This window comes from Pseudonocardia benzenivorans CB1190 (genome assembly GCF_000196675.2).
Classification (GTDB): domain Bacteria; phylum Actinomycetota; class Actinomycetes; order Mycobacteriales; family Pseudonocardiaceae; genus Pseudonocardia; species Pseudonocardia benzenivorans.
The window spans coordinates 1,474,249-1,497,319 of sequence record NC_015312.1 but is presented as its reverse complement, the minus strand read 5'-3'; the positions used below and the strand labels follow the sequence as shown (position 1 = coordinate 1,497,319).

The window sequence follows — 23,071 nt, the reverse complement described above, 5'->3', positions numbered from 1 at the left end:
GTTCGTTGCGTTAGGACGGTAACCCGAACGCAACGATCGCTGCAATAATGCCCTCGTGAGCGAGACCAGGACGGGGACCACACCGCACGCCCGTGCCACCGACGACCCCGACGCCGGGACGGTCCCGCGGCCGCGGCCCGGCGGGCGGTCGGCCCGGGTCCGCGCCGCCGTGCACCGCGCCGTCGCGGAGCTGCTGACGGAAGGCCCGGCCGAGCACCTCACGATGCCCGCGATCGCCGCGCGTGCAGGCGTCCACCCGACGACGGTCTACCGGCGCTGGGGGACCCTCGGCGAGCTGCTCGCCGCCGTCGCGGCGAGCCGCTTCAGCGGCGACCTCGTCGTGCCGGACACCGGGTCGCTGCGCGGCGACCTGGAGCAGTGGACGGCCGACCTCGCGACCGACCTGACCGACCCCGACTCGATCGCGATCATCCGGGCGGCGCTGAGCAGCGGCACCGAGGGCGGGTGCGCCTGCACGACCGAGCGCCAGGAGCAGCTCGCCTCGATGCTCGACCGCGAACGCTCGCGGGGCGGCGCGGCGCCGACGGTCGAGCGGGCGCTCGACGCGCTGCTCGCGCCGGTCTACTACCGGGCGCTGTTCACGCCCGCGCCCGGCACCCCGGACTGGGCCCGCAGCCTCGTCGACACGCTGCTGCCCCGGCCGGCCTGACCGCGCCGTCCCACGAGAGCGAGGCCACAGCCGCTTTTCTGGACTGGTTCCAATAAACGGCTAAACTGGAACCTGTCCAGAAAAGAACTGACGCGTCGAGGAGGATCTCGTGGACGTCGAACGGATCGGAACCGACCTGCAGGACACGCTGGTGGAGCTCACCGACCTGTCGCTGCAGGCCAAGCAGCTGCACTGGAACGTCACCGGCCGGCATTTCCTGCCCCTGCACGAGCAGCTCGACGGGCTGACCGACGAGGTGCGTGCCGCGGCCGACGCCGTCGCCGAGCGTGCCGTCGCACTGGGCTACGCGCCCGACGGACGGGTGGGGACCGTCGCCAAGGAGAGCCCGCTGGCCGACGTCGTCGGCGGCCGCGTCGCCGACACCGAGGTCGTCGCGCACGTCGTGGCGGTGCTCGGGACCGTCGTCGAGCGCATGCGCCGGCGCATCGACACGCTCGACGAGCTCGACCCGGTCACCCAGGACCTGCTCATCGGCATCGTCGCGGGACTGGAGAAGCAGCGGTGGATGTTCGACGCGCAGCAGGCCTGAGCAGGAGACTCCGCGACGGCGGACTGCGGGCCACCGGCCCGCGCACCGAGGTCCTGGGCGCGCTCGAGGACCTCGGTGGCCACCGCACCGCCGACGAGGTGTACGACCTGCTCTCCACCCGGGGCCGGCGGATCCCGCGGTCGAGCGTCTACAACGTCCTGGCCTCGCTGGTCGGGGCGGGACTGGCGCTCACCGCGGACGCCGGCCCCGGCGCCGTTCTCTACGAGGTCGCGGGCGAGTGGCACCACCACTTCGTGTGCAAGGTCTGCCACCGCGTGACCGACGTGCCGTGCGCCGCCGGGAAACCGTGCCTCACCCCCTCCGGCGACATCGGCGTCGTCGACGAGGCCCAGGTCATCTTTCGCGGGACCTGCGCCGACTGCCTGACCCACTCCTGAGGTCACGACTCGGTCACCGTCTCAGTTCGAGACATCCGGCAGCCTTCGGAGCGGTCACCATTCGACCGGTCGGACCTGTACTCCCGACCCATCCGCCCGACCAGGAGGTACCGCGACCAGGGTGTCCCCACCGTGGCTCGCTGCCAGGTTCGTCCAGTCTGCAGTACCGAACTCAACGAGGAGCTTGGTCATGACAGTCGAGAACGAGGCGCAGGCCGCCGCCGTCGAAGCACCCGCGGCCGCACCGCCGGCCGGCAACCCGTCCCTGCTCGCCCTGCCGACCTTCCTGGTCGGCTCGATCACCCTCGGACTCTGGCTCGTCGGCTACCTGCCGACGGCCCTGCCGGGCGGCCTCATCGCGGCCGTCTTCTTCGCATCCGGGATCGGGGTGCTGGCCTCGGGTCTGTGGGCCGCCCGGATCGGTCAGAGCGCCGTCGCCGGCATCTTCGGGATGTTCGGCGTCTTCTGGATGAGCTTCGGCTTCCTGGTGATGGGCCTGGTCAACGGCTGGTTCGGGGTCTCCTCCGACGCCACGGCCGCCGCGACCCAGGTCCAGGCCGTCCAGGCCACGTTCCTGATCTCGTGGCTGGTGGTGCTCGTCGTCGTCACGCTCGCGACGATGCGTCTGCCGCTCGCCTTCACCCTGCTGTTCGTCGTCGTCGACATCGCGGTCGCGCTCGTGCTCGCCGGCGTGCTCGGCGGCTCCACCGCGATGCTCACCGGCGGCGGCATCGCCGTGTTCGTCTTCTGCCTGATCGGCGTCTACATCTTCTACGACGCCATGAACCAGGAACTGGGCGGACGCGCGCTCCCCATGGGCGCGCCCGTCGTCAAGTAACACCCCCGTGCCCGGGTGCGGGTCCCGTGATCCGGGGCCCGCACCCGTGACCACCCTCCTCGGAGGGCGGGCCGGGCTCAGCCGAGCCGGGCCTCCACCCACGCCGCCGTCGCCAGCAGGTCGTCCTCCCGCCGAGGATGCCCGACGAGCTGGACACCCAGCGGCAACCCGCCCGTCGTCGCGAGCCCCGGCACAGCGACGGCGGGCATGTTCATGAGCTGGAACGGCCGTGACATCGCGGGGTTCCCGGTCGCGCCGAGGCCCACCGGGGCCGGTCCGGGCGCAGCCGGCAGCAGGATCGCGTCGGCGTCGCCGAGCAGCCCCAGCAGCAGGTCGCGCTGCGCGGCCGCCCGGGCGAGCGCGGCGTCGTGCGCGGCGCCGCCGACCGTCGTTCCCTTCTCCAGCATCGTGCGCAGGATGTCGCTCAGCTCGTCGGGATGCGCGGTGAGGTCCTCGCGCATCGAGATGGCCGCCTCGTGCTCCATGACCGTCAGATGGTCGTCGATGAGCGGGGAGAGCGGCGTCGTGAGCTCGGTGAGGCGCGCACCCGCGGCCGTCAGCGCGGTCGCGGCCGACTCCAGCGCCGCCGCCATCTCCGGCTCGACCGGACCCAGCTCGTCGCCGCGCAGGAGCAGCAGCGTCGGGGCGTCGGTCCGGGCGACGGGGACGTCGGCCCGCCCGTCGACCGCCGTCCGCACGAGCGCGAGGTCGGCGACGGCCGGTGCGAAGAAACCGACGGTGTCCAGCGACGGGCACATGGGGTGCACGCCCGCGTAGGACAGCGCCCCGACCGGGGGCACGTACGACGCGACGCCGCAGAACGCGGCGGGCCGGATCACCGACCCCGCCGTCTGCGTGCCCAGCGCGAGCGGGACGACGCCCGCCGCGACGGCCGCCGCCGACCCGCTCGACGAGCCGCCCGGCGTGCGCGAGAGGTCGCGCGGGTTGCGCGTCGGTCCGGGCTCGAAGTAGGCGAACTCCGTCGTCACGGTCTTGCCGAGGACGACGGCACCGGCCGCCCGCAGCCGCTGCACGACCCAGGCGTCGGCCGCCGCGACCGCACCCGCGCGCAGCGGCGAGGCGCACTCCGTCGGCAGGCCCGCGACGTCGATGATGTCCTTCACCCCGAACGGCACCCCGTGCAGCGGGCCCCGGTGCGGTCCGGCGTCGAGGGCCCGGGCCTGCTCGCGAGCGGTGTCGGCGGCGACCGTCACCCACGCGTGGACGTCCGGTTCGGTGGCGGCGAGCCGTTCGAGTGCCTCCTCGACCAGCCGGGTCGCGGTCGTCGATCCGCTTGCGAGGTCACGGGCCGTCTGGGTCAGCGAGGCGGTCACGGCTGCCGACCCTACGCCCGCGCGCGTGCGGGTCCGTTGCGCACGGGCCCGCACGCGCCGACCGCCCGGCGCCGGTCTCGCCTCAGTGCGACATTCACCCCCGGGCGCCCACCTGGCGGGGGGATGGGCCGTGGCACGGCGCACGGCACGCTCGGAACGCGGACCCGGCCGGGGCGCGGGTGCCCCCGGCCGGGCCCTGACGTCCTGTTCGCCCGGCTGCGGGGAGAAACGCCATGCTCGCCGACCGCACTACGCTCGCCCGGTTCCTCGACGCCGAGCGGCGCCGACACCCCGGCGCCGTCGGTGACCTCAACTCGCTGATCCTCGATGTCGCGATCGCCTGCAAGGCCATCGCGGGCCGGGTGGCGCACGGCGCGCTGGAGGGCGTGCTCGGCGCCGAGGGCACCGTGAACGTCCAGGGCGAGACGCAGCAGAAGCTCGACGTGCTGGCCAACGACATCTTCCTGCGCGCCACCGAGTGGGGCGGCCAGGTCGCCGGCATGGCCTCCGAGGAGCTCGACGACCCCTACGGGATCCCCGCGGAGTACCCGCGGGGCAAGTACCTGCTGGTCTTCGACCCGTTGGACGGCTCGTCGAACATCGACGTCAACGTCTCGGTCGGGAGCATCTTCTCGATCCTGCGGGCGCCCGAGGGCACGGGCGAGACGCCCGGTCCGGAGGCGTTCCTGCAGCCGGGCAGCACGCAGGTCGCGGCGGGCTACGCCATCTACGGCCCGTCGACGATGCTCGTGCTGACGACCGGCCGCGGCACGCACGGGTTCACCCTCGACCCCCGGCTCGGCGAGTTCATCCTCACCCGCGAGGCCATCCGCATCCCGGAGACGACGCAGGAGTTCGCGATCAACGCGTCGAACCGGCGGTTCTGGGAGCCCGCGGTGCGCCGCTACGTCGACGAGTGCCTGGCGGGCAGGTCCGGGCCCCGCGGCAAGGACTTCAACATGCGGTGGGTGGCCTCGCTGGTGGCCGAGACGCACCGGATCCTCACCCGCGGCGGCGTCTTCCTCTACCCGCGCGACGCCAAGGACCCGGCCAGGCCCGGCCGGCTGCGGCTGCTCTACGAGGCCAACCCGGTCGCGTTCGTCGTCGAGCAGGCGGGCGGCGCGGCCCACACCGGCCGCGAACGCATCCTCGACGTCACCCCGACCGCCCTGCACCAGCGCATCCCGCTCGTCTTCGGCGCCGTCGAGGAGGTCGAGCGCATCGCGAAGTACCACGTCGAGAACGTCGACAGCGGGGTCGACACCCCGCTGTACGGCACGCGCGGCCTGTTCCGCGCCGCGAACTGAGACGGAGACGGGCATGTCGACCAAGCATCCGATCATCGCGGTCACCGGTGCCTCGGGCGCCGGCACGACCTCGGTCATGCGGGCCTTCCAGCAGATCTTCCGGCGGGAGCACATCAACGCGGCCGCGGTCGAGGGCGACAGCTTCCACCGGTTCGACCGGGCGGAGATGAAGGTCCGCATGGCGGACGCGCACGCCCGCGGCGACCACAGCTTCAGCCACTTCGGCCCCGAGTCGAACCTCTTCGAGGAGCTGGAGGAGCTGTTCCGCACCTACGGCGAGACCGGCCGCGGAAAGGTCCGCAAGTACCTGCACGACGAGGAGGAGGCGGCGCCGTTCGACCAGCCGCCGGGCACCTTCACGCCGTGGGCGGACCTGCCCGGCGACTCCGACCTGCTCTTCTACGAGGGGCTGCACGGCGCGGTCGTCACCGACAAGGTCGACGTCGCACAGCACCCGGACCTGCTGATCGGCGTCGTGCCGGTGATCAACCTCGAGTGGATCCAGAAGCTGCACCGGGACAAGACCCAGCGTGGGTACTCCACCGAGGCCGTCACCGACACGATCCTGCGCCGGATGCCGGACTACGTGAACCACATCTGTCCTCAGTTCTCGCGCACGCACGTGAACTTCCAGCGGGTCCCCATGGTCGACACGTCGAACCCGTTCATCGCCCGCACGATCCCGACGGCAGACGAGTCGATGCTGATCATCCGCTTCGCCGACCCCCGCGGGATCGACTTCTCCTACCTGCTGTCAATGCTGCACGACTCGTTCATGTCCCGGGCGAACACGATCGTCTGCCCCGGGGGGAAGTTCGACCTCGCCATGCAGCTGATCTTCACCCCGATGGTCTGGCGGCTCATGGAGCGCCGCACCCAACTCGCGAGCTGACCCGACACTCCTGCGCTCCTGCGCGCGTCGTCACGTCACGATCGCCCCGCCCGGCTCCCGGGCGGGGCGGTCGGCGTCTGCGGTCCCTGTGCCGACGCCCGGGATCCCGACTCCGGACTTTTTGCGTCCATTATTGTTAACAATCTTGTCAACCCGCTATGCTTCCCCGCGCGGTTCCGGGGACCACGCGCCGTCACCCCCTCTGGCGGCACGCCGGCACCGCTGCAGTATCTCCCGGCACGGGCACGTCGGGCGCCTCCGCACGCCGTGAATCTGCCTCTGTCGTGACCCCGACGCGCCGTCCGCGGCCGCCGGGGTCTGTCCAGCACACCGCCGTATGGGCAGTTTCGAGAGAGGTGGATCGAGCCATGCGAACAGGCTCCGAACGGGGCTCCCGACACAAGCGGATAGCCGCGGCGATCGCGGCACTGGCCGCGATCGTGCTCGTCGGGACGGCCTGCGGGTCCAACGGGGGCGCCACGTCGGCGGCCGCCAACCCGGACCATCTGGACTCGTCGAAACCGTTCGGCGGAGACCCGGCCGAGGAGGGCACCCCCAAGCCCGGCGGCACGCTGATCGTCGGCATGTACACCGAGGCCCGGTCGTTCGACCCCGTGATCGGCTCGAACCTGATGGCGTCGGCGGTCTACGACTCGCTGCTGAAGATGGACAGCAAGGGCAACCCCCAGCCCTACCTCGCGCAGTCGATGGACACCCCCGACGGGGGCAAGACCTGGGTCATGAAGCTCCGGCCCGGCGTCACCTTCCAGGACGGCACGCCGTTCAACGCCGACGCCGTGATCTTCAACGTCAAGCGGCAGATGGACACCCCGGCCGCGCTCGGCAAGCTCTACACCGAGCCGATCCAGACGATGACCGCGACCGACCCGCTGACGATCACCTTCGTGCTGAAGCGGCCGACGGCGACGTTCCCGACGTCGTTCGCGCTGCCCTTCAGCTCCGGCAACCTCGGCAGCATCGCCTCGCCGACGGCCGTGCAGAAGGAGGGCGCCGACTACGGCCGCAACCCCGTCGGCGCCGGTCCGTTCCAGTTCGTCGACTGGATCCCGAACAACAAGATCGACGTCAAGAAGTTCGACAACTACTGGGACAAGGGCAAGCCCTACCTCGACGCCATCCAGTTCCGGCCCATCTCCGACACGGACGCGCGCTACGCGTCGGTCCAGAACGGTGACGTCGACCTCGACATCGGCGGCTTCTTCAGCGAGCTGCGCCAGGCGTCGATGAACAAGGACCTGGTGACCTACTACGGCCCGGGCGGCGACGGCCAGTACCTCTACTACAACCTGACCAAGAAGCCCTTCGACGACAAGAGCGTGCGCCAGGCGCTGATCATGGCGATCGACCCGAAGGCGCTCAACGCGACGCAGTACAACAACGTCGGCCTGCTGACGACCACCCCGTTCGCCCCGGACTCGCAGTACTTCAGCCAGGCCGCCGCGGACGCCTACCCGAAGTACGACCCGGCGAAGGCGAAGCAGCTGATCGACGCCTACAAGGCCGGCGGCGGGAATCCCGACTTCACCTACAACACGGGCAACTCCCCCGACGACCACCAGCTCGGCCAGTTCCTGCAGGCGCAGTGGGCGGCCATCGGCGTGAACGTCAAGCTGCAGTTCGACGACATCTCGACGTTCATCGGCCCGATCATCCAGGGCACCCAGTTCGGCACGGCGACCTGGATCAGCGGGCCCTACGAGAACCCGTTCCCGTTCATGACCAACCAGTTCCACACGGGCGGCATCAACAACTACGGGAAGTACTCGAACCCGCAGGTCGACGCGGCCCTCGACGAGGCGGCCGCCTCGACCGACCCGGCCACCCAGATCGCCGCGTACAAGAAGGCGCAGGAGCTGATCACCCAGGACCTGCCGGTGGTCTGGCTGTCCCAGGCAGCCAAGGCCGCCATCGCGCGCCCGAACGTCAAGGGCGTGTCGCGGTACCTGTCCAGTGAGCTGTTCTGGGGCGGTACCTGGAAGTCGTAGTCCCCGTGAGTGGCGATGGTCGTCATGGCGACCATCGCCACTCACGAGCCTTCAGAGGGCGCGGGCGGCGCGTTCGACGATCCGGCGGAACCAGCGATGGGCCGGGTCGGTCGTCAGCCGCTCGTGCCACCACAGTCGCTCGACGAACGGCTCCAACGGGGCGGGCGGATCGAGGATCCGCAGACCGAGCCGCTCCTGCATGGTCCGGGCCATCGTCTCCTGCATCAGCGCGACGTGCCCGGACGATGCCACCAGGAACGGCACCGCCACGTAGCTGTCGACGCGCACCGTCACCGTCGGGCGCAGTCCGAGGGCGGCGAGCTGTCCGCTCACCGGCACCACGGACGGGAACTCCGAGTCCCGGTGGTACGGCACGACCCAGGTGGCGTCGCGCAGGTCGTGCAGGGTGAGCGGGTCGCCGACGACGGTGTCGCGGCCGACGACCACCACCCAGCGGTCGCGGAACAGCAGCGTCGAGCGGATCTCCGGCTGCCGGAACCGTCCTGTCGCCGAGGAGACGACGGCGTCGACGGCCCGGATCGTGCGGTCGATACCGGCCGCCAGCGCCTCGCGGACGAGCACGACGTTGAGCCGCACGTGCGGTGCCCTGGCGTGCGCCTCGGCGGCGAGCCGCTCCCCCATCACGGCGATCGCGTAGTCGGACATGACGATCGTGAACTCGTGGTGCGACGTCGCCGGATCGAAGTCGGCGCCCGTCGACAGCAGCCGGTCGATGCCGTCGCACACCGTCTCGACCTGGTCGACGAGCTGGTGGGCCAGCGCGGACAGCTCGTAGCCCGCGCCGCGGCGGACGAGCAGCTCGTCGTCGAAGTGCCGGCGCAGGCGGCCCAGCGCCGCGCTCGCCGCCGGCTGCGAGACCCCGACGCGCGCCGCGGCCCGGGTCACGTTGCGCTCGCGCAGCAGCTCGCGCAGCACCACCAGCAGGTTGAGATCGAGGCGCGCGAGCCTCGACGACGAGGACGTCACCGGCCCATCACACCACGGCGCGAACGGGCCGACGGTATTCGCCGTGCTTATGGCGGGCTAGACGAAGACGTTGTTTCCGTGCCGTGAACCGCTCGGATAACGTCGATCACGTGATCCGGCGGACTCTCCCGCCGTTCATCAGTGATCACCCACTCCGGGACCAACACCGTCGTGCCCGGAGCACGGCTGTGCCCGGGTTCGTGACGAGGAGGGCCGACGATGCTGTCGCACGCGGACAACGAGACCCTGTGCCGGGTCGGGCCGGGGACCCCGATGGGCGAGGTGCTGCGCCGCTACTGGACCCCCGCCGCGCTCAGCGAGGAACTGCCGGAGCCCGACTGCCCACCGCTGCGGGTGACGCTGCTCGGCGAGAAGCTGGTGGCGTTCCGGGACACCACCGGCAAGGTCGGCCTCATCCAGGAGAACTGCCCGCACCGTGGTGCCTCGCTGTTCTTCGGCCGCAACGAGGAGTGCGGGCTGCGCTGCCCGTACCACGGCTGGAAGTTCGACGCGGACGGCCGTTGCGTCGACATGCCCAGCGAGCCGCCGGAGAGCTCGTTCAAGGACCGCGTGCGCGCGAAGGCCTACCCGGTCCACGAGTCGGGCGGGATCGTGTGGACCTACATGGGCCCGGCCGACACCATGACCCCGTTCCGCGACTTCGGCACCGAGACGCTACCGGCCGAGAAGACGCTGGCCACCAAGCTCTACGCGGACTGCAACTGGATCCAGACGATGGAGGGCAACCTCGACACCGCCCACATCTCCTGGCTGCACGGGTTCTTCGCCGCGGGTGAGTTCTCCGACGACGGCACCGACAAGCCGGGCTACCCGTCGAACAAGGCGACGTGGAAGTTCTGGACCCACGACCAGGCGCCGCGCATCGAGGTCGAGAACACCTGGTACGGCTTCCGCTACGGAGGCCTGCGGACCACGCCCAACGGCCACACCAACGTGCGCATCACGGAGTACATCGCGCCGTACTCGACGATCATCGCCGCGATCCCGTACAACACCCGCCACCTCATGGTCGTCCCGATCGACGACCACAGCTGCTGGCGCTACAACTTCGACGCCCAGGTCCAGGCGAACCCGCAGGGCCACGGCGGCGCGCCGCTGCACGACTTCAGCCCGTTCGAGACGCCGTTCACCCGCCGGGTCGGGGGCATCACCCCGCGCGAGTACACCGCCGACAACGACTACAAGCTCGACCGCGACGTCCAGCGCACCGAGACCTTCAGCGGCGTGGCCGACTTCGTCAGCCAGGACCTGATGGTCACCGAGTCGATGGGCAAGATCTACGACCGCAGCAGCGAGCAGCTCGGCCAGCTCGACAAGGCCGTCATCCGGATGCGCCGCATCCTGCTCGGCGCGGCGAGGGCGCTCGAGGCCGACGGCACGCCGCCACCCGCGCTGGCCGGTCCCGGACACGACTTCACGACGATCCGTGCGGCCGACAAGATCCTCGAGGAGGGCGAGGACTGGCGCTACCTCGGCACCGACGACGACCCGGCCGTCCGTGAGGCGCTCGACTCGCTGCGACACCTCCCGGTCGCGGGCGACTGACGGCGTGGGAATCAACCGGCTCAACCACGCCGTCCTCTACGTCCGGGACGTGGACCGCAGCGTGGCGTTCTACCGGGATCTGCTCGGCTTCCGGGTCGTCATGGAACGACCCGGCCGGGCGGCCTTCATGCAGGCCCCCGACTCGACGAACGACCACGACATCGGGCTGTTCGCCATCGGCGACGGCGCGCACGACTCGTCGGCGGGCACCACCACGGTCGGGCTCTACCACCTGGGGTGGGAGCTGCGGACGCTCGGTGAGCTCGCGGAGCTCGCCGAGGTCCTCGCCGGGGCGGGCGCGCTGGTCGGGGCCACCGACCACGGCACGACGAAGAGCATCTACGCGCGCGACCCCGACGGGATCGAGTTCGAGGTCGCGTGGCTCGTCCCGGCCGACCGGCTCGACGACGCCGCGTACGAGGCACGGACCCGGCGCGGGGTCCCGCTCGACCTGCCGGCCGAGATCGCCCGCTACGGCGCGACGACGCGCGGCGGCGTCGGCGTCTCGGCCCCGGCGATCGCGGGGAGCGGCGCCTGACCGACCGGGCCGTGCCCGGCGGCCCCTTGGGCTTCGGAGAACCTCCCCGGGTGTCACTGCCGGACTCGACGAGGAGTGGGTGGGCGATGCAGCAGCGAACAGGCCTGCGAACAGCGGGCCGGCGACGGGCACGGCGGGCGGGGGTGGTGGCCGCCGTGGCGGCGGTGCTGCTCGTCGTCACCGGCTGCGGGTCGGCCGGGGGTGGATCGGCCGGCGGGTCGGGGCCGATCAAGGCGATCGACCCCTACGGCGGGAACCTTGCCGAGGAGGGCACACCGAAGCACGGCGGCACGCTGATCCTGGGCGCCGACCGCGAGGCCGTCACCTTCGACCCGACGGTGCAGAACACGAACATGGCGCAGAACGCCGTGTTCGACTCGCTGCTGAAGCTCTCCCCCGACGGCAAGATCGAGCCGTTCATCGCGAGGAGCATGACCACGTCCGACGGCGGCACGACGTGGACGATGACGCTGACGCCGGGCGTCACGTTCTCCGACGGCACGGCCTTCGACGCGAACGCGGTCGTGGTCAACACCCAGCGCCACATCGACAAGGCGACCTCGCCCGCCCACCAGTACGCCGCGATGATCGCCTCGATGACCGCCGTCGACCCGCTGACGGTGCGGTTCACGCTGCGCTCGCCGCTGGCGTCGTTCCCGATCGTCTTCGCCCAGAGCGGCTTCAGCGGCACCCTCGGGATGATCATCTCGCCGGCGGCGCTGCAGAAGTACGGCAAGGACATCGGCACGCACCCCGTCGGCGCGGGTCCGTTCACGCTGACCAGCTGGGTCCGCGACTCCAAGATGACGTTGGCGCGCAACCCGCACTACTGGCAGCAGGGGATGCCCTACCTCGACGGACTGGAGTTCCGTCCGTTGCCCGACACCGACACCCGGACGGCCTCGACGCAGAACGGCGACATCGACCTCGCGTTCGCGGCCTACAACCAGGAGATCGTCCGCGGGCTGGACAACCCGCAGCTGCAGGTCTATTACGGCCCGGGCAACTCCGGTGAGTACCTGTTCTTCAACTTCACGAAGGCCCCGTTCGACGACCGCGGCATGCGCGAGGCGGTCATCCGGGCGATGGACATGAAGGCGTTGTCGGCGAGCCAGTACAACAACCGGCTCACCACGGCCAACAGCCTGTTCGACACGAGCAGCCCGTTCCACACCCAGGGCGCGTCGGGCGAGTGGCCGGCCTACGACCCGGGCAGGGCCAAGCAACTGGTCGACGCCTACCGGGCGGAGGGCGGGAACCCGGACTTCACGTTCAAGACGACGACCAGCCGGCAGCCGTTCGCGGAGTTCGTGCAGGCGCAGATGGCCGCGATCGGGATCACGGTGACCGTCCAGACCTACGACCTGGCGCAGTACTCCTCGGCCGTCGTGCAGAGCGGCGACTTCCAGCTCAGCACCACCGTCGCGCCGCTGGACAACCCGTTCCCGGGCGTGCAGCGCATCGTCGGGACCGGAGGGAGCGGGAACTTCGGCCGGTACTCGAACCCCGACGTCGACACGTGGCTGGCCGACGCGGCCGTCACCGGCGACGACGCGCAGCGCACGAAGGACTACCAGCAGGTCGAGGACCAGGTGAACAAGGACCTCGCGGTCGTGTGGATCAGCCGGGCCTATCTGGCGACGATCACGAAGAAGGACGTCAAGGGCATCGACCGCTACCTGTCGCGGGACATGTTCTACGCGACGACGTGGCTCGACCGCTGACCCCGTGAGTGGCGATGGTCGCCACTCACGACAGGGTCTCCAGCCCGTCGAGGAGCCAGTCGAGGATCGCCTCGAACGTCTGCGGCGGTGCGCCGAGGCGGTCCGGGTCGGCGGCCCATGCAGTGGAATGGGGGTGGTCGCCGGCCGCGGCGATGCGGGCGAGGTAGGGGGAAACCGCCGGTCGAGGTCCCGATCGGACGGCAGGCCCGCCCTCGCCCGCATCGACCGTTCCTCGAGCAGCGCGAGCCCCGAGCCGAGGACGTGCCCGAGCACGGTGTTCACGAACCCCATCCGGGCCGCGGCGCGGAGCCCAAGGGGGTCGAGCTCGGCGAGCGCCGCCTCGTACATCGTGAGCGCGCCGGGACCCAGCGGCGGGTGCCGCACCGCTGGCTCGACGATGCCGCTCACTCACAGGGGACCGCGGACGGCTAGAAGTTGCCGCGGCGGGCCTGCTCGCGCTCGATCGCCTCGAAGAGCGCCTTGAAGTTTCCCTTGCCGAAGCCCAGCGAGCCGTGCCGCTCGATGAACTCGAAGAACACCGTGGGCCGGTCGCCGATCGGGGCGGTGAAGATCTGCAGGAGGTACCCGTCCTCGTCGCGGTCGACGAGGATGCCGCGGGCGGCGAGCTCGTCGACCGGGACTCGGACCTCACCGATCCGGGCCCGCAGGGCCGGGTCCTCGTAGTACGACGCAGGCGTCGGCAGGAACTCGATCCCCTTGGCGCGCAGGCCGTCCACCGTCGCGAGGATGTCGTCGGTGGCCAGCGCGAGGTGCTGCACACCCGGCCCGCCGTGGAAGTCGAGGTACTCGTCGATCTGCGAGCGCCTGCGGCCCCGCGCGGGCTCGTTGAGCGGGAACTTCACCCGCCGGTCGCCGCTGGCCACGACCTTGCTCATCAGCGCGGAGTACTCGGTCGCGATGTCGGCGCCGACGAACTCGGCCATGTTCGTGAAGCCCATGACGCGGGTGTAGAACGCGACCCACTCGTCCATCCGGCCGAGCTCGACGTTGCCGACCACGTGGTCGAGCGCCTGGAACACCGGCCGGCCGAGCGCGGGGGCGTCCTGCGCGACGTAGCCCGGCAGGTAGGGGCCGGTGTAGCGGGAGCGGTCGACGAGGGTGTGCCGGGTGTCGCCGTAGGCGGCGATCGCGGCGGTGCGCACGGTGCCGTGCGCGTCGGCGACGTCGTGCGGTTCGACGAGCACCGTCGCACCGGCCGCGCGTGCGTGGGCGATGCAGCGGTCGACGTCGGGGACCTCCAGCGCGATGTCGGCGACGCCGTCGCCGTGGCGGCGGTGCCGGTCGTGCAGCGGGCTCGTCGGCGCCACCCCACCGGTGACGACGAACCGCACCTCACCGGCGCGCAGCACGTAGGCGTGGTGGTCGGGGTTGCCGGTCTCGGGCCCGGAGTAGGCGACGAGGTCCATGCCGAGGACGAGCCGGTGGAACAGCGCGGTCTGTGCCGCGTTGCCGACGACCCACACCACCGCGTCCCAGCCGGTGACGGGGAACGGATCGGCGTCGGTGTCGTGCTCGACGAGGCCGAGCAGGCGCCGCAGCTGTGCCGGGTCGAGGTCGTGGTCGATGCTCATGACACCTCCTGGCGCGGGTGTGCAGAGGACAGCGCAGTCACGGCAGCCACGCAACCGACGCACCCGCGGCTGATCCGGCTGTACTGATCAGGCAACTCATGCCGTCGTGAGCTGTACAGTCCGCCCACATGACCGACCTCGACGCGCTGGACGTCGACCTGCTCGCCGCGCTGCGTGAGCACCCCCGCGCCGGCGCGCTGGAGCTGTCCCGGCTGCTGCAGGTGGCCCGCGGCACGGTGCAGGCGCGGGTCGACCGGCTCGAACGCGAGGGTGTGATCACCGGCTACGGCCCGGACGTCGACCTCGCCGCGGCCGGGTTCGGCGTGCACGCCTTCGTGACGCTGGAGATCGCCCAGGGTGCCCTCGACGCCGTCGCCGACGAGCTCGCCGCGCATCCCGCGGTGCTGGAGGCCTACGCGACGACGGGTGCGTCGGACGTGCTGTGCCGGCTCGCGGCGTCGTCGCACGAGGACCTGCAGCGCACCCTGCTCGAGCTCAACCGGTCCGGGGTGGTGGCCCGCTCGACGAGCGTCGTCGTGCTCTCGGAGGTGGTGGCGCCGCGGACGACCCCGTTGCTGCGCAGCCTGCCCCGCGAGGCGCCGCGGCGGGCCCCGGCCTACCGCGACTGACTCTCGACCGGGCCGAACGCGGTGAGGAAGCGGTCCCGGAAGGCGTCCATCCCCCAGACCGGGGCCTGCGCCGACGGTCGCAGCCCGGGTTCCCAGCCCCAGCTCGCGATCCGGTCGAGCAGGGCCGGGTCGCGCGCGACGATCGTCACGGGCACGTCGTGGTCCGGGGCGTTCCCGGTGGCGACCGGCGCCGGCTCGTGGTCGCCGAGGAACACCATGACGAAGTTCGGGTCGCCGTGGGTCTGCAGGTAGGAGACGAGCGTCGAGAGCGTGTACCGGATCGAGGCGAGATAGTCGGCCCGCACGACGGCCGGGTCGGTGGTGAGGATGGCCTGCGGCGGCAGGCTGGGCCCGGACATCGAGTCGTAGACCGAGCCGTCGCCGACCTGGTCCCACGGCAGCAGCCGGGGCAGCGGCGTCCACGGCGCGTGGCTGGAGACCAGCGTGATCTCGGCCATCAGCGGCGCGTGCCCGGGTGCGCGCAGCCGCTGCTCGAAGGTGGCGAGGGTGTACTGGTCGGGCATCGGCGCGAAGCTGAAGTTCGGTCCCCTGTAGCCGAGGTGCTGTGCGTCGAGGACTGTGTCGTAGCCGTAGAAGTCCGCGTCCGGGAACCCGGACGTGGTGCCGGGCTGGACGGCTGCGGTCGTCCAGCCCGCGCGGCGGAACGCGCTGCCCAGCGTGAGCCGGCCGGTCGCGTCGAGGTCGTCGAACCGGGCCTGGTTGTCGATCCACACGCCGCTCTCGAGCGTGGAGTGGGCGAGCCAGCTGCCGCCGCCGGACGTCGGCGAGGTCAGGTAGGCGCTGCGTGCGACGAGACCGGCGGCGCCGAGGTCACGCGTCCCGGCGTCCAGGAGGGCGTCGACCTGGGGATCGGCGAGCGCGGAGCGTCCGTAGCTCTCGACGTAGGTCAGCACGACGTCCTTGCCGCGCAACGCGGTCAGCAGGTCGGCGGGCGCGGCGTCGCGGAAGGTGTCGGCCGCGGCGGCGGCCTCGAACTCGCGGTGGTCGCGGATGTCGGCCCCGATCTGGCCGACGTGGGTCGCGGCGAGCGCGGCCGCGTCCCGCGAGGCGACGGGCAGCCCCGCGGCCTGCGTGCCGAGTACCGCCAGGACCGTCCAGGCGACGGTCAGCACGGCGACGACCCGGGTCGACGGGGTCGGACGGCCGGCCACGACCCGTGCCGTGCGCAGCACCGCCGCCGTCACGACGCCGACGACCAGCAGCCCCAGCACGACCGCGCCGATCACGGTCCCGACCGCCGCGGCGCCGCCCGCGGTCGACCGCACGAAGTCGACGCCGCCCACGAGCAGCCCGGCGTCGGTCATCGGGTCGAAGGTCCGGTCGAGCACGGCGGAGAATCCGAGGTCGAACAGGCGCAGCACCGTCAGCGCGCCGAGCGCGAGCCCGGACACGACGGCGGCGACCCGGCGGGCCCGGCCACGCAGCACGAGCAGCACCGCGCCCAGCACGAGCCCTTCCAGCGGGATCCGGACGAATGCGGTCGGGCGCAGGTCGGTGAACGCGTCGGGTGCGACGAGGGCCGCGGCCACGAGCGCGACGGCGAGGACGCTCCAGACGCGGCCGAGCGCGGTGCGCAACGCCGTCATCCGGCCGTGTGGCCGGTCGCGGCGGCAGCGCGCCCGCGGCGCGCCAGCAGCACGAAGGCCCCCGGCACCGTGGACGCGAACGTCAGCAGGCCGTAGACGATCGAGGCGGACGCACCGTCGGCAGCCGGGAGGCCGGCGGCGCAGAAGCCGAGCGCGGCGACGGCCTCGCGCGGCCCGAACCCGCCGATCCCGATCGGCAGGCCGGACGCGAACAGGGCCACGAGGACGACCGGCAGCAGTTGCCCGACGGGTGCCGTCGCCCCGGTCGCACGCGCCGCGACGACGAACAGTGTCACGTTCGCCGCGAGCGCGACGGCCGAGAGCCCGAACGCGCCCGGCCAGATGCGTGGGGCGAGCAGACCGGTCCGGGCGTCGGCGAGCAGCGTCGCGACCGCGGACCGCAGCCGCGGCACCGCGAGCACGACGGCGGCCCCGGCGACGGCGAACGCGCCCACGACCTCCACGGCCGCCCGGCCCGGCAGCAGGACCGAGAAGGCGTCCGGCCTGGTCAGCAGCACCGCCGACCCGATGACGACGAGGACGACCTGACCCGCGGACCGTTCCAGGACGACCGCGCGGGCCGACCGGGCCACCGCACCGATCGCACGGCCGTGCCCGACGGCGCGCCCGACGTCGCCGAGCACGCCGGTCGGCAGCACGGAGTTGAGGAACGTGGCCTGGTAGCAGTCGGCCAGTGCGGGCCGGAACCGCAGCGGCAGGCCCAGGCCACCGGCGACGAGCCGCCAGCGGCCGGCGTTGCACGCGGTCGTCACCAGTCCGGTCGCGAGCGCGACGAGCACCACCTGCGGGCTGAGTGCGCGCAGCCCGTCGAGCAGTGGGCCCGCGCCGAGCTGCCAGGCGACGACCGCGAGGACGACGATCCCGCCGAGGGCACCGGCGTGGCGGCGTAGGATCGCGAACCTGGCCGGGGCGGTGACCGGATGGGCCGGAGCCGCGACGGCGACGGTCATCGGACCAGCACCGGAACCGGCGTGAGCGCGTCGAGCACGGCGGCCACCCTGGCCGCGGTCACGTCCCACCCCGGGACGGCGAACCGGGCCACCATCGCGTTGCGGCGCAGGGCCTCCCGCAGGCCGACGTCGTCGAACCAGCGGCGCAGACCGCGCGCGAGCGCCCCCGCGTCGCCGGGCTCGACGAGCAGCCCACCCTCGCCCAGCGCCTCACCGACACCCCCCGCGTCGGTGGCCAGCACCGGGATCGCGCGGGCGGTCGCCTCGCGCACGACCATCCCGAACGCCTCGGTCCGCGACGGCAGCACCAGCAGGTCGGCACCGTCGAACGCGGCGTCGAGGGCGCGACCGGCGAGCGGCCCCTCGAACGACACGCGGTCGGCCAGCCCGTGCAGCCGCGCCCGCTCCCGGACGCGGCGGGCGAACGCGGGTGCGCGGTCGAGCGTCCCGCCGACCCGGCAGGTCCACGGCCGGTCCGCGACGGCCGCCAGCGCCTCGACCAGCACGTCCTGTCCCTTGGTCGGAGTCACCGACCCCAGGCACAGTAGGCTGCCGCCGTCCCCGGACCCGGCCGCGAGCGGGGCGGGATCCGCACCGGGCTCGGCGACGTGCACCCGCGCGGCCGGGACCCCGTGCCCGGTCACGACGCGTCCCGCCGTCCACTCGCTCGTCGTGACGACGGCGGCGGCCGCGTGCAGGACGCGCCGCTCGGCGGCCGCCAGCCCGGGCGCCGCGCCCGCCTCGTCGCCCAGCGGGAGATGGACGAGCACGACCAGCCGCAGCCGGGCGGCGTGCGGGACGACGACCTCCGGCACCCCGCAGGCCACCAGCCCGTCGAGCAGCACGACGGTGCCCGCGGGGATGGCGGCGAGCGCGGACGCCAGCGCCGTGCGGGCGCCCGGTCCGGGCCGCGGCCACGCCCCGTCGACCTCGATCTCGCAGACCGGCCGGTGCGCGGCGAGCGTGGTGCACAGCCGCCGGTCGTAGACGTTGCCGCCGGAGGGACGCGCGGGGTCGTCGATGCCGGCGGGCAGCACGACGACCGTGACCGGCCGGTTCACCGGGTGCTCACAGTGCACGCTCGTAGCTCGCGGACGCCACGTGCGACTCGTGCAGCGTCACGCCGATCCCGGCGAGACCGCGGGCGCCCTCCCCCAGCGCGCCCGCGTGCACCCGGTCGGCGAGCCGGTCGGCGACGACCTTGGCCAGGAACTCCGTCGACGTGTTGTGCCCGGCGAAGGCGGGCTCGTCGTCGAGGTTGCGGTAGTTGAGCTCCCCGAGCACCTCGCCCAGCTGCGCGGTGGCGAGCCCGATGTCGACGACGATGCCGTCGTCGTCGAGCGCGGCGCGGCGGAAGACGGCGTCGACGACGTACGTCGCGCCGTGCAGCGCCTGCGCGGGGCCGAACACCTCGCCGCGGAAGCTGTGGGCGACCATGAAGTGGTCGCGGACGGTGATGGCGAACAACGTCAGCTCCTTCCCCCGTACTCCACACGGTGCAGGAGCCCGGACGGTTCACCGGTGAGGACCCGCGGGAGTGTGACGGGCAGCTCGTCGAAGCTCCCGGTACTGGTGACGAACGCGTCGAACCGGTCGTCGGCGAGCAGCCGCAGCGCCACCGCCAACCGTCCGGCGAATCCCCGGTGCGCACGCCGGGGCGCGACCGTGCCGACCTGGCTGCTGCGGATCGTGAGCCGCCGGGAGTGGAACGCCTCGCCGAGCGGCAAGGTGACCGGCCGGTCCCCGTACCAGCTGAGGTCGACGACCTCCCCGTCGGTGACCAGCAGCTCCAGCGACCGCGCGAGGCCCGCGGACGTCGCGCTGGTGTGCAGGACGAGATCGCAGCCGCCGTCGGCGGCCTCCGGTGTCGCGAAGCCGATCCCGAAGGCGTCGGCGATCGCCGCTCGTGAGGGCACCGGGTCCACCAGCTGCACCCGCGCACCCGGCAGGCCCGCCAGGACCGCGGCCACCGCGCACCCGACCATCCCCGCGCCGACGACCGCGATCCGGTCGCCCACCAGCGGCGCCGCGTCCCACAGCGCGTTGACCGCGGTCTCGACGGTCCCGGCCAGCACGGCCCGGGCGGGGGGCACGTCGTCGGGGACGACGGTGACGGCGGTGGCCGGGACGACGTAGTGCGTCTGGTGCGGGTAGAGACAGAAGACGTTGCGCCCCAGCAGGTCCGCGGGCCCATCGTCGACGACGCCGACGTTGAGGTAGCCGTACTTCACCGGCGCGGGGAAGGCGCCCTCCTGGAACGGCGCGCGCATCACCTCGTGCTGGTTCGCCGGGACCCCGCCGCGGAACACCAGTGCCTCGGTCCCCCGGCTCACCCCGGTGTGACTCGTCCGGACCAGCACCTCGCCCGGGCCCGGCGGCGCGAGCTCGACGGGCCGGATCTCCGCCTCCCCGGGTGCACGCAGCCACAGGGCGCGTGCGGTGGACTGCTCGGACATCGGCCTCCCCTCACCGGCTGCGGTCGCGGCGCAGGACGGCGCCCGGTCCCGGCGCACCCCCCGTCTGCAACCCCATCGTCGTGGCACGGCGGCCGGAGAGCCATGGGGTTGCGCGCATCGTGTCGCGCACACCCGCTGACCGCGGTGAGTCGGCGCCCGACCGGCCGGACCCTGCCATGGTGAACCGTCCGCTGCGCGGATCCGTCGGGGGACGAGAGGGGGCGGGACGGACCATGATCGCGACGACGGTGCTCGGGGGCGAGCTCGTGCTGCTCGGCATGCTCGCCGTGACGACCGGCCTCGGTCCGGTCGGCTGGGCCGTCGGCACGGCGCACGCCGTCGTGCTCGCGGTGCTGCTCGCGCGGCGCCGGGAGGACGGGCCCCGGCCCGCCGACCGGGTCACCGGGCTGCGCGCGGTGCTCGGCGGCGGGGTGACGGCGCTGGTCGCCGACGGGGTGGCCGGACACGCCGTGGACGTGGCCGTCCTCGTGGTCCTCGCGGGGCTGGCGCTGGCACTCGACGCCGTCGACGGCCGCGTCGCCAGGCGCACCGGGACGGCGTCCGCGTTCGGGGCGCGCTTCGACATGGAAGCCGACGCCTGGCTGATCGCCGTGCTCGCGGTGCACGTCGCGGGGCTGCTCGGGGCGTGGGTGCTCGCGATCGGCGCGATGCGGTACGCCTACGTCGCCGGCACCGCGGTGGTCGCCTGGATGCGCGCGCCGGTGCCCCCGACCCGCGGCGCGAAGATCGTCGCCGCGGCGCAGGGGATCGCGCTCGTCGTGGCCTCCGCGCAGCTGCTGCCGGTCCCGGCGGCGACGGCCGTCGTCGGCACCGCGCTGGCCGCGCTCGTCTGGTCGTTCGGCCGCGACGTCAGATGGCACGTGAGCCGGCGTCGACGGGGACGTAGCGCAGCAGCACCACGTCGCCGATCGGCCGCGCCTCGACGAGCCGCATCCGGTTCCCCGGACCCTGCGGGAACACCGCGGCGTTGACGAACCGCGGGGCGCCGGGCTGGCCGACGAGGAACGGCGCGAAGACCACGTGCAGCTCGTCGACGAGCCCCGACGACATGAACAGCGTGTGCACCTCGGAGCCGCCCTCGACCATGAGCCGGCGGACGCCGCGCCGGTGCAGGTCGTCGAGCAGGACGGTCACGTCGAGTGGATCCCCCGCGCCCACGACGGTCGCCGCCGCGCCGACCCGCTCGCGCACGTCCGCCACGGCCGACGTCGGCGCGTAGACGACGCGGTCCCCGTCGCCCGTGGTCAGGAAGCGCGAGTCGGGCGAGATCTTGCCGGTGCGGGTCAGGGTCACCTTGACCGGGGACGGCGCCCGCCCGGTCGCGACGCGGGCCGCCCGGCGGGCCGCGGAACGCACCAGCAGGCGCGGGTCGTCGGTGCGGATCGTGTTGGCACCCACGAGGATCGCGTCGACCGAGGCGCGCACCTCGTCGACCCGGTCGAGGTCGGCATCGTTGGACAGGATCAACCGCCGTCGGCTCACGTCGTCGATGCAGCCGTCGAGGGACACCGCCGCCGAGAGGAGCACGTGAGGTCGCCCGGTCATCGCCGCTCCCTGTCGTCGCGTCCGGTCCCAGCAGAGCACAGGAATCGGTCGGAACGCACGTGTCCCCGGACGGTCCGCGCGCCGGACCGGTTCAGCGCGGTCGCCGTGAGCCAGGGCATAGGGTCGCCGTCATGGCTGCCGACGACGTCACCCGGCACGGGCACACCCACCGACTCGACCTGGCCGATCCGGACGTCCGCGACTTCACCGCGACGGTCGTGGCCGTCGACCCGGAGCGCGGGATCGTGCTCGACAGGTCGGCGTTCTACCCTGGTGGCGGCGGCCAGCCGCCCGACGAGGGCGTGCTGCTGTGGGGCGGGGTGCGGACGCGCATCGTCGGCACCGTCCGCGGTGACGACCTCTACCTCGTCCCCGCCGAGGGCGACCCGGTCCCGGCGACGGGGACCGCGGTCCGCGGTGCGATCGACGACGAGCGCCGCACCGGCCTGATGCGCACCCACAGCGGGTTGCACGTCCTCACGGCGGTGGTGTTCCGCGACTTCGGCGCCAAGGTGACGGGCGGCAACATGGAGCCGCTCACCGCCCGGATGGACTTCGACCTGCCGCAGGTGCCGCCGGACTTCAAGGACCGGGTCGCCGAGGCCGCCAACGCCGAGATCGCCCTCGACCGGCCGATCGCGGCCCGGCTGCTGCCGCGCGCGGAGGCGTTCGCGATCCCGAACCTCGTCCGGACGGCGGCCGACCTGCTGCCCGAGGACCTGGAGACGATCCGCGTCGTCGACATCGACGGCCTCGACCAGCAGGCCGACGGCGGCACGCACGTCGCGTCGACGAAGCTGATCGGCCGCGTCGAGGTCGTCAAGGTCGAGAACAAGGGCCGCGGGTTCCGGCGGCTGCGGGTGCGGGTGCTCTAGAGCCGGCGGGGCCCGGAGCGCCGACCGGCCCCGCGCCCCCCTCTCTGCGGGGGGCGCGGGGCCGGTGCGGTCGCGGGCCGTCACGGCCCGGCCGGTCAGGCCTTGGCCGCGGCCTCGTCGGACTCGTGCTCGGCGGAGCCGTCCTCGTCCGAGTCGTACTCGTCGTCGCCGTCGTACTCGTCGTACTCGTCGTCGCCGTACTCCCCGGAGTCGGCGGCCCCCTCGTTGTCGCGCGCGCGCCACCGCTCGACGAGAGACCGCTTGAACCGGTTGTTCGAGGGCACCTCGATGCCCTGCGCCTCGGCCCAGAGGCGCAGCTGGGTCCGTTCCTCGGCCGTCAGCCCGGTGCTGGTGCGCGCCGCCGGTCGGCCCGTCCCGTACCCCGGGACCGACGCCTCGATCGTGCCCGCGTCGAGGTAGGGCTGCAGGAGCGCGAGCAGCTTCCGGTACTCCACGCCGGCCAGATCGATCCGGACGTGCATCTGGTCGATGTTGAGCTCGTGGGTCTCGACGTCCTCCTCGGTCCCGCTGACGTCGCAGTACCGAATCTCACGGATTCCCATCG

At 72.7% G+C, this 23,071-nt stretch carries 22 protein-coding genes and 1 pseudogene; 13 read left to right on the top strand and 10 right to left on the bottom strand.

Features of this window, described 5'->3' with window-relative positions; genetic code table 11:
* Positions 1-55: 55 nt before the first annotated feature.
* The 4 genes from PSED_RS07235 to PSED_RS07220 all read left to right on the top strand — a co-directional run bounded on the left by PSED_RS07235 (position 56) and on the right by PSED_RS07220 (position 2,456).
* A complete protein-coding gene (locus PSED_RS07235; protein WP_013673597.1) occupies positions 56-670 on the top strand; it encodes a TetR/AcrR family transcriptional regulator in 615 nt (204 codons plus the stop codon).
* A gap of 109 nt (positions 671-779) precedes the next feature.
* Positions 780-1,220 carry a Dps family protein gene (locus tag PSED_RS07230; RefSeq protein ID WP_013673596.1) on the top strand — a complete coding sequence of 147 codons (441 nt, stop codon included), beginning with the start codon at positions 780-782 and terminating at the stop codon, positions 1,218-1,220.
* Positions 1,193-1,618: a Fur family transcriptional regulator gene (locus PSED_RS07225; RefSeq protein ID WP_013673595.1), complete on the top strand. Its 426-nt coding sequence runs from the start codon at positions 1,193-1,195 to the stop codon at positions 1,616-1,618. Before PSED_RS07230 ends, PSED_RS07225 begins: the two co-directional genes overlap by 28 nt.
* A gap of 190 nt (positions 1,619-1,808) precedes the next feature.
* Complete coding sequence (locus PSED_RS07220; RefSeq protein WP_013673594.1) at positions 1,809-2,456, top strand: acetate uptake transporter family protein; 648 nt, start codon at positions 1,809-1,811, stop codon at positions 2,454-2,456.
* 77 nt (positions 2,457-2,533) lie between these two features.
* On the opposite strand, the gene PSED_RS07215 is transcribed toward PSED_RS07220, so the two are convergent.
* Entirely contained in the window at positions 2,534-3,790 is a 1,257-nt protein-coding gene (locus tag PSED_RS07215) for an amidase (RefSeq protein ID WP_013673593.1), read from the bottom strand.
* A gap of 233 nt (positions 3,791-4,023) precedes the next feature.
* On the opposite strand from PSED_RS07215, the gene PSED_RS07210 reads away from it, so the two are divergent.
* The 3 genes from PSED_RS07210 (at position 4,024) to PSED_RS07200 (ending at position 7,995) form a co-directional block, all read left to right on the top strand.
* Entirely contained in the window at positions 4,024-5,097 is a 1,074-nt protein-coding gene (locus PSED_RS07210; RefSeq protein WP_013673592.1) for a class 1 fructose-bisphosphatase, read from the top strand.
* 13 nt (positions 5,098-5,110) lie between these two features.
* Positions 5,111-5,989 (top strand): phosphoribulokinase, encoded by an 879-nt coding sequence (locus PSED_RS07205; RefSeq protein WP_013673591.1) that lies wholly within the window; start codon positions 5,111-5,113, stop codon positions 5,987-5,989.
* Between the two features lie 368 nt (positions 5,990-6,357).
* Positions 6,358-7,995, top strand: a complete 1,638-nt coding sequence (locus PSED_RS07200) for an ABC transporter substrate-binding protein (RefSeq protein ID WP_013673590.1) — start codon at positions 6,358-6,360, stop codon at positions 7,993-7,995.
* A 51-nt stretch (positions 7,996-8,046) separates the two neighbouring features.
* On the opposite strand, the gene PSED_RS07195 is transcribed toward PSED_RS07200, so the two are convergent.
* A complete protein-coding gene (locus PSED_RS07195; protein ID WP_013673589.1) occupies positions 8,047-8,982 on the bottom strand; it encodes a LysR family transcriptional regulator in 936 nt (311 codons plus the stop codon).
* Between the two features lie 219 nt (positions 8,983-9,201).
* Here PSED_RS07195 and PSED_RS07190 point away from each other — a divergent pair, with 219 nt between their 5' ends.
* From PSED_RS07190 to PSED_RS07180, 3 genes are all read left to right on the top strand, one after another.
* On the top strand, positions 9,202-10,548 hold the full coding sequence (locus tag PSED_RS07190; RefSeq protein ID WP_013673588.1) for a Rieske 2Fe-2S domain-containing protein: 1,347 nt from the start codon (positions 9,202-9,204) through the stop codon (positions 10,546-10,548).
* Positions 10,549-10,552: 4 nt separating this feature from the next.
* The gene (locus PSED_RS07185; RefSeq protein ID WP_013673587.1) at positions 10,553-11,086 is read left to right on the top strand and encodes a VOC family protein; all 534 of its coding nucleotides are present in this window, start codon (positions 10,553-10,555) and stop codon (positions 11,084-11,086) included.
* Positions 11,087-11,172: 86 nt separating this feature from the next.
* Complete coding sequence (locus PSED_RS07180; RefSeq protein WP_013673586.1) at positions 11,173-12,810, top strand: ABC transporter substrate-binding protein; 1,638 nt, start codon at positions 11,173-11,175, stop codon at positions 12,808-12,810.
* A 428-nt stretch (positions 12,811-13,238) separates the two neighbouring features.
* On the opposite strand, the gene hppD is transcribed toward PSED_RS07180, so the two are convergent.
* Positions 13,239-14,402 carry a 4-hydroxyphenylpyruvate dioxygenase gene (hppD, locus tag PSED_RS07175; RefSeq protein ID WP_013673585.1) on the bottom strand — a complete coding sequence of 388 codons (1,164 nt, stop codon included), beginning with the start codon at positions 14,400-14,402 and terminating at the stop codon, positions 13,239-13,241.
* Positions 14,403-14,530: 128 nt separating this feature from the next.
* Here hppD and PSED_RS07170 point away from each other — a divergent pair, with 128 nt between their 5' ends.
* Positions 14,531-15,031, top strand: coding sequence for an Lrp/AsnC family transcriptional regulator (locus tag PSED_RS07170; protein ID WP_013673584.1), 501 nt, complete (start codon positions 14,531-14,533; stop codon positions 15,029-15,031).
* Here the strand turns inward: PSED_RS07170 and PSED_RS07165 are convergent.
* From PSED_RS07165 to PSED_RS07145, 5 genes are read right to left on the bottom strand one after another with little or no spacing between them, the layout of a single operon-like run.
* Positions 15,019-16,638, bottom strand: coding sequence for a sulfatase-like hydrolase/transferase (locus PSED_RS07165; RefSeq protein ID WP_013673583.1), 1,620 nt, complete (start codon positions 16,636-16,638; stop codon positions 15,019-15,021). The two genes, PSED_RS07170 and PSED_RS07165, sit on opposite strands and share 13 nt — an antisense overlap.
* The gene (locus PSED_RS07160; RefSeq protein ID WP_013673582.1) at positions 16,635-17,609 is read right to left on the bottom strand and encodes a lysylphosphatidylglycerol synthase transmembrane domain-containing protein; all 975 of its coding nucleotides are present in this window, start codon (positions 17,607-17,609) and stop codon (positions 16,635-16,637) included. The genes PSED_RS07165 and PSED_RS07160 overlap by 4 nt, the downstream gene beginning before the upstream one ends.
* Positions 17,606-18,670, bottom strand: coding sequence for a glycosyltransferase family 4 protein (locus tag PSED_RS07155; protein WP_041759376.1), 1,065 nt, complete (start codon positions 18,668-18,670; stop codon positions 17,606-17,608). The genes PSED_RS07160 and PSED_RS07155 overlap by 4 nt, the downstream gene beginning before the upstream one ends.
* Before the next feature lie 7 nt (positions 18,671-18,677).
* Positions 18,678-19,076, bottom strand: coding sequence for a 6-pyruvoyl trahydropterin synthase family protein (locus tag PSED_RS07150; RefSeq protein ID WP_013673580.1), 399 nt, complete (start codon positions 19,074-19,076; stop codon positions 18,678-18,680).
* 2 nt (positions 19,077-19,078) lie between these two features.
* Complete coding sequence (locus tag PSED_RS07145; protein WP_013673579.1) at positions 19,079-20,065, bottom strand: zinc-dependent alcohol dehydrogenase; 987 nt, start codon at positions 20,063-20,065, stop codon at positions 19,079-19,081.
* 233 nt (positions 20,066-20,298) lie between these two features.
* Between PSED_RS07145 and PSED_RS07140 the strand changes: the two genes are divergently transcribed.
* Positions 20,299-21,057 (top strand): CDP-alcohol phosphatidyltransferase family protein, encoded by a 759-nt coding sequence (locus tag PSED_RS07140; RefSeq protein WP_013673578.1) that lies wholly within the window; start codon positions 20,299-20,301, stop codon positions 21,055-21,057.
* Here the strand turns inward: PSED_RS07140 and PSED_RS07135 are convergent.
* A pseudogene (locus tag PSED_RS07135) lies at positions 21,038-21,631 on the bottom strand (RibD family protein); the annotation flags it as partial. The gene PSED_RS07140 and the pseudogene PSED_RS07135 sit on opposite strands and share 20 nt — an antisense overlap.
* A gap of 131 nt (positions 21,632-21,762) precedes the next feature.
* Here PSED_RS07135 and PSED_RS07130 point away from each other — a divergent pair.
* Positions 21,763-22,506 carry an alanyl-tRNA editing protein gene (locus PSED_RS07130; protein ID WP_013673576.1) on the top strand — a complete coding sequence of 248 codons (744 nt, stop codon included), beginning with the start codon at positions 21,763-21,765 and terminating at the stop codon, positions 22,504-22,506.
* Positions 22,507-22,601: 95 nt separating this feature from the next.
* Here PSED_RS07130 and PSED_RS07125 read toward each other — a convergent pair whose 3' ends face one another.
* Positions 22,602-23,069, bottom strand: a complete 468-nt coding sequence (locus PSED_RS07125) for an Lsr2 dimerization domain-containing protein (RefSeq protein WP_013673575.1) — start codon at positions 23,067-23,069, stop codon at positions 22,602-22,604.
* Positions 23,070-23,071 lie beyond the last annotated feature (2 nt).

What these genes read in the sequence shown, in the direction of transcription:
- PSED_RS07220 (WP_013673594.1), top strand. Translation starts at nt 1,809, where the DNA reads ATGACAGTCGAGAACGAGGCGCAGGCCGCCGCCGTCGAAGCACCCGCG.
- PSED_RS07210 (WP_013673592.1), top strand. Translation starts at nt 4,024, where the DNA reads ATGCTCGCCGACCGCACTACGCTCGCCCGGTTCCTCGACGCCGAGCGG.
- PSED_RS07205 (WP_013673591.1), top strand. Translation starts at nt 5,111, where the DNA reads ATGTCGACCAAGCATCCGATCATCGCGGTCACCGGTGCCTCGGGCGCC.
- PSED_RS07200 (WP_013673590.1), top strand. Translation starts at nt 6,358, where the DNA reads ATGCGAACAGGCTCCGAACGGGGCTCCCGACACAAGCGGATAGCCGCG.
- PSED_RS07190 (WP_013673588.1), top strand. Translation starts at nt 9,202, where the DNA reads ATGCTGTCGCACGCGGACAACGAGACCCTGTGCCGGGTCGGGCCGGGG.
- PSED_RS07180 (WP_013673586.1), top strand. Translation starts at nt 11,173, where the DNA reads ATGCAGCAGCGAACAGGCCTGCGAACAGCGGGCCGGCGACGGGCACGG.
- hppD (WP_013673585.1), bottom strand. Translation starts at nt 14,402, where the DNA reads ATGAGCATCGACCACGACCTCGACCCGGCACAGCTGCGGCGCCTGCTC.
- PSED_RS07170 (WP_013673584.1), top strand. Translation starts at nt 14,531, where the DNA reads ATGACCGACCTCGACGCGCTGGACGTCGACCTGCTCGCCGCGCTGCGT.
- PSED_RS07165 (WP_013673583.1), bottom strand. Translation starts at nt 16,638, where the DNA reads ATGACGGCGTTGCGCACCGCGCTCGGCCGCGTCTGGAGCGTCCTCGCC.
- PSED_RS07160 (WP_013673582.1), bottom strand. Translation starts at nt 17,609, where the DNA reads ATGACCGTCGCCGTCGCGGCTCCGGCCCATCCGGTCACCGCCCCGGCC.
- PSED_RS07145 (WP_013673579.1), bottom strand. Translation starts at nt 20,065, where the DNA reads ATGTCCGAGCAGTCCACCGCACGCGCCCTGTGGCTGCGTGCACCCGGG.
- PSED_RS07140 (WP_013673578.1), top strand. Translation starts at nt 20,299, where the DNA reads ATGATCGCGACGACGGTGCTCGGGGGCGAGCTCGTGCTGCTCGGCATG.
- PSED_RS07130 (WP_013673576.1), top strand. Translation starts at nt 21,763, where the DNA reads ATGGCTGCCGACGACGTCACCCGGCACGGGCACACCCACCGACTCGAC.
- PSED_RS07125 (WP_013673575.1), bottom strand. Translation starts at nt 23,069, where the DNA reads ATGGGAATCCGTGAGATTCGGTACTGCGACGTCAGCGGGACCGAGGAG.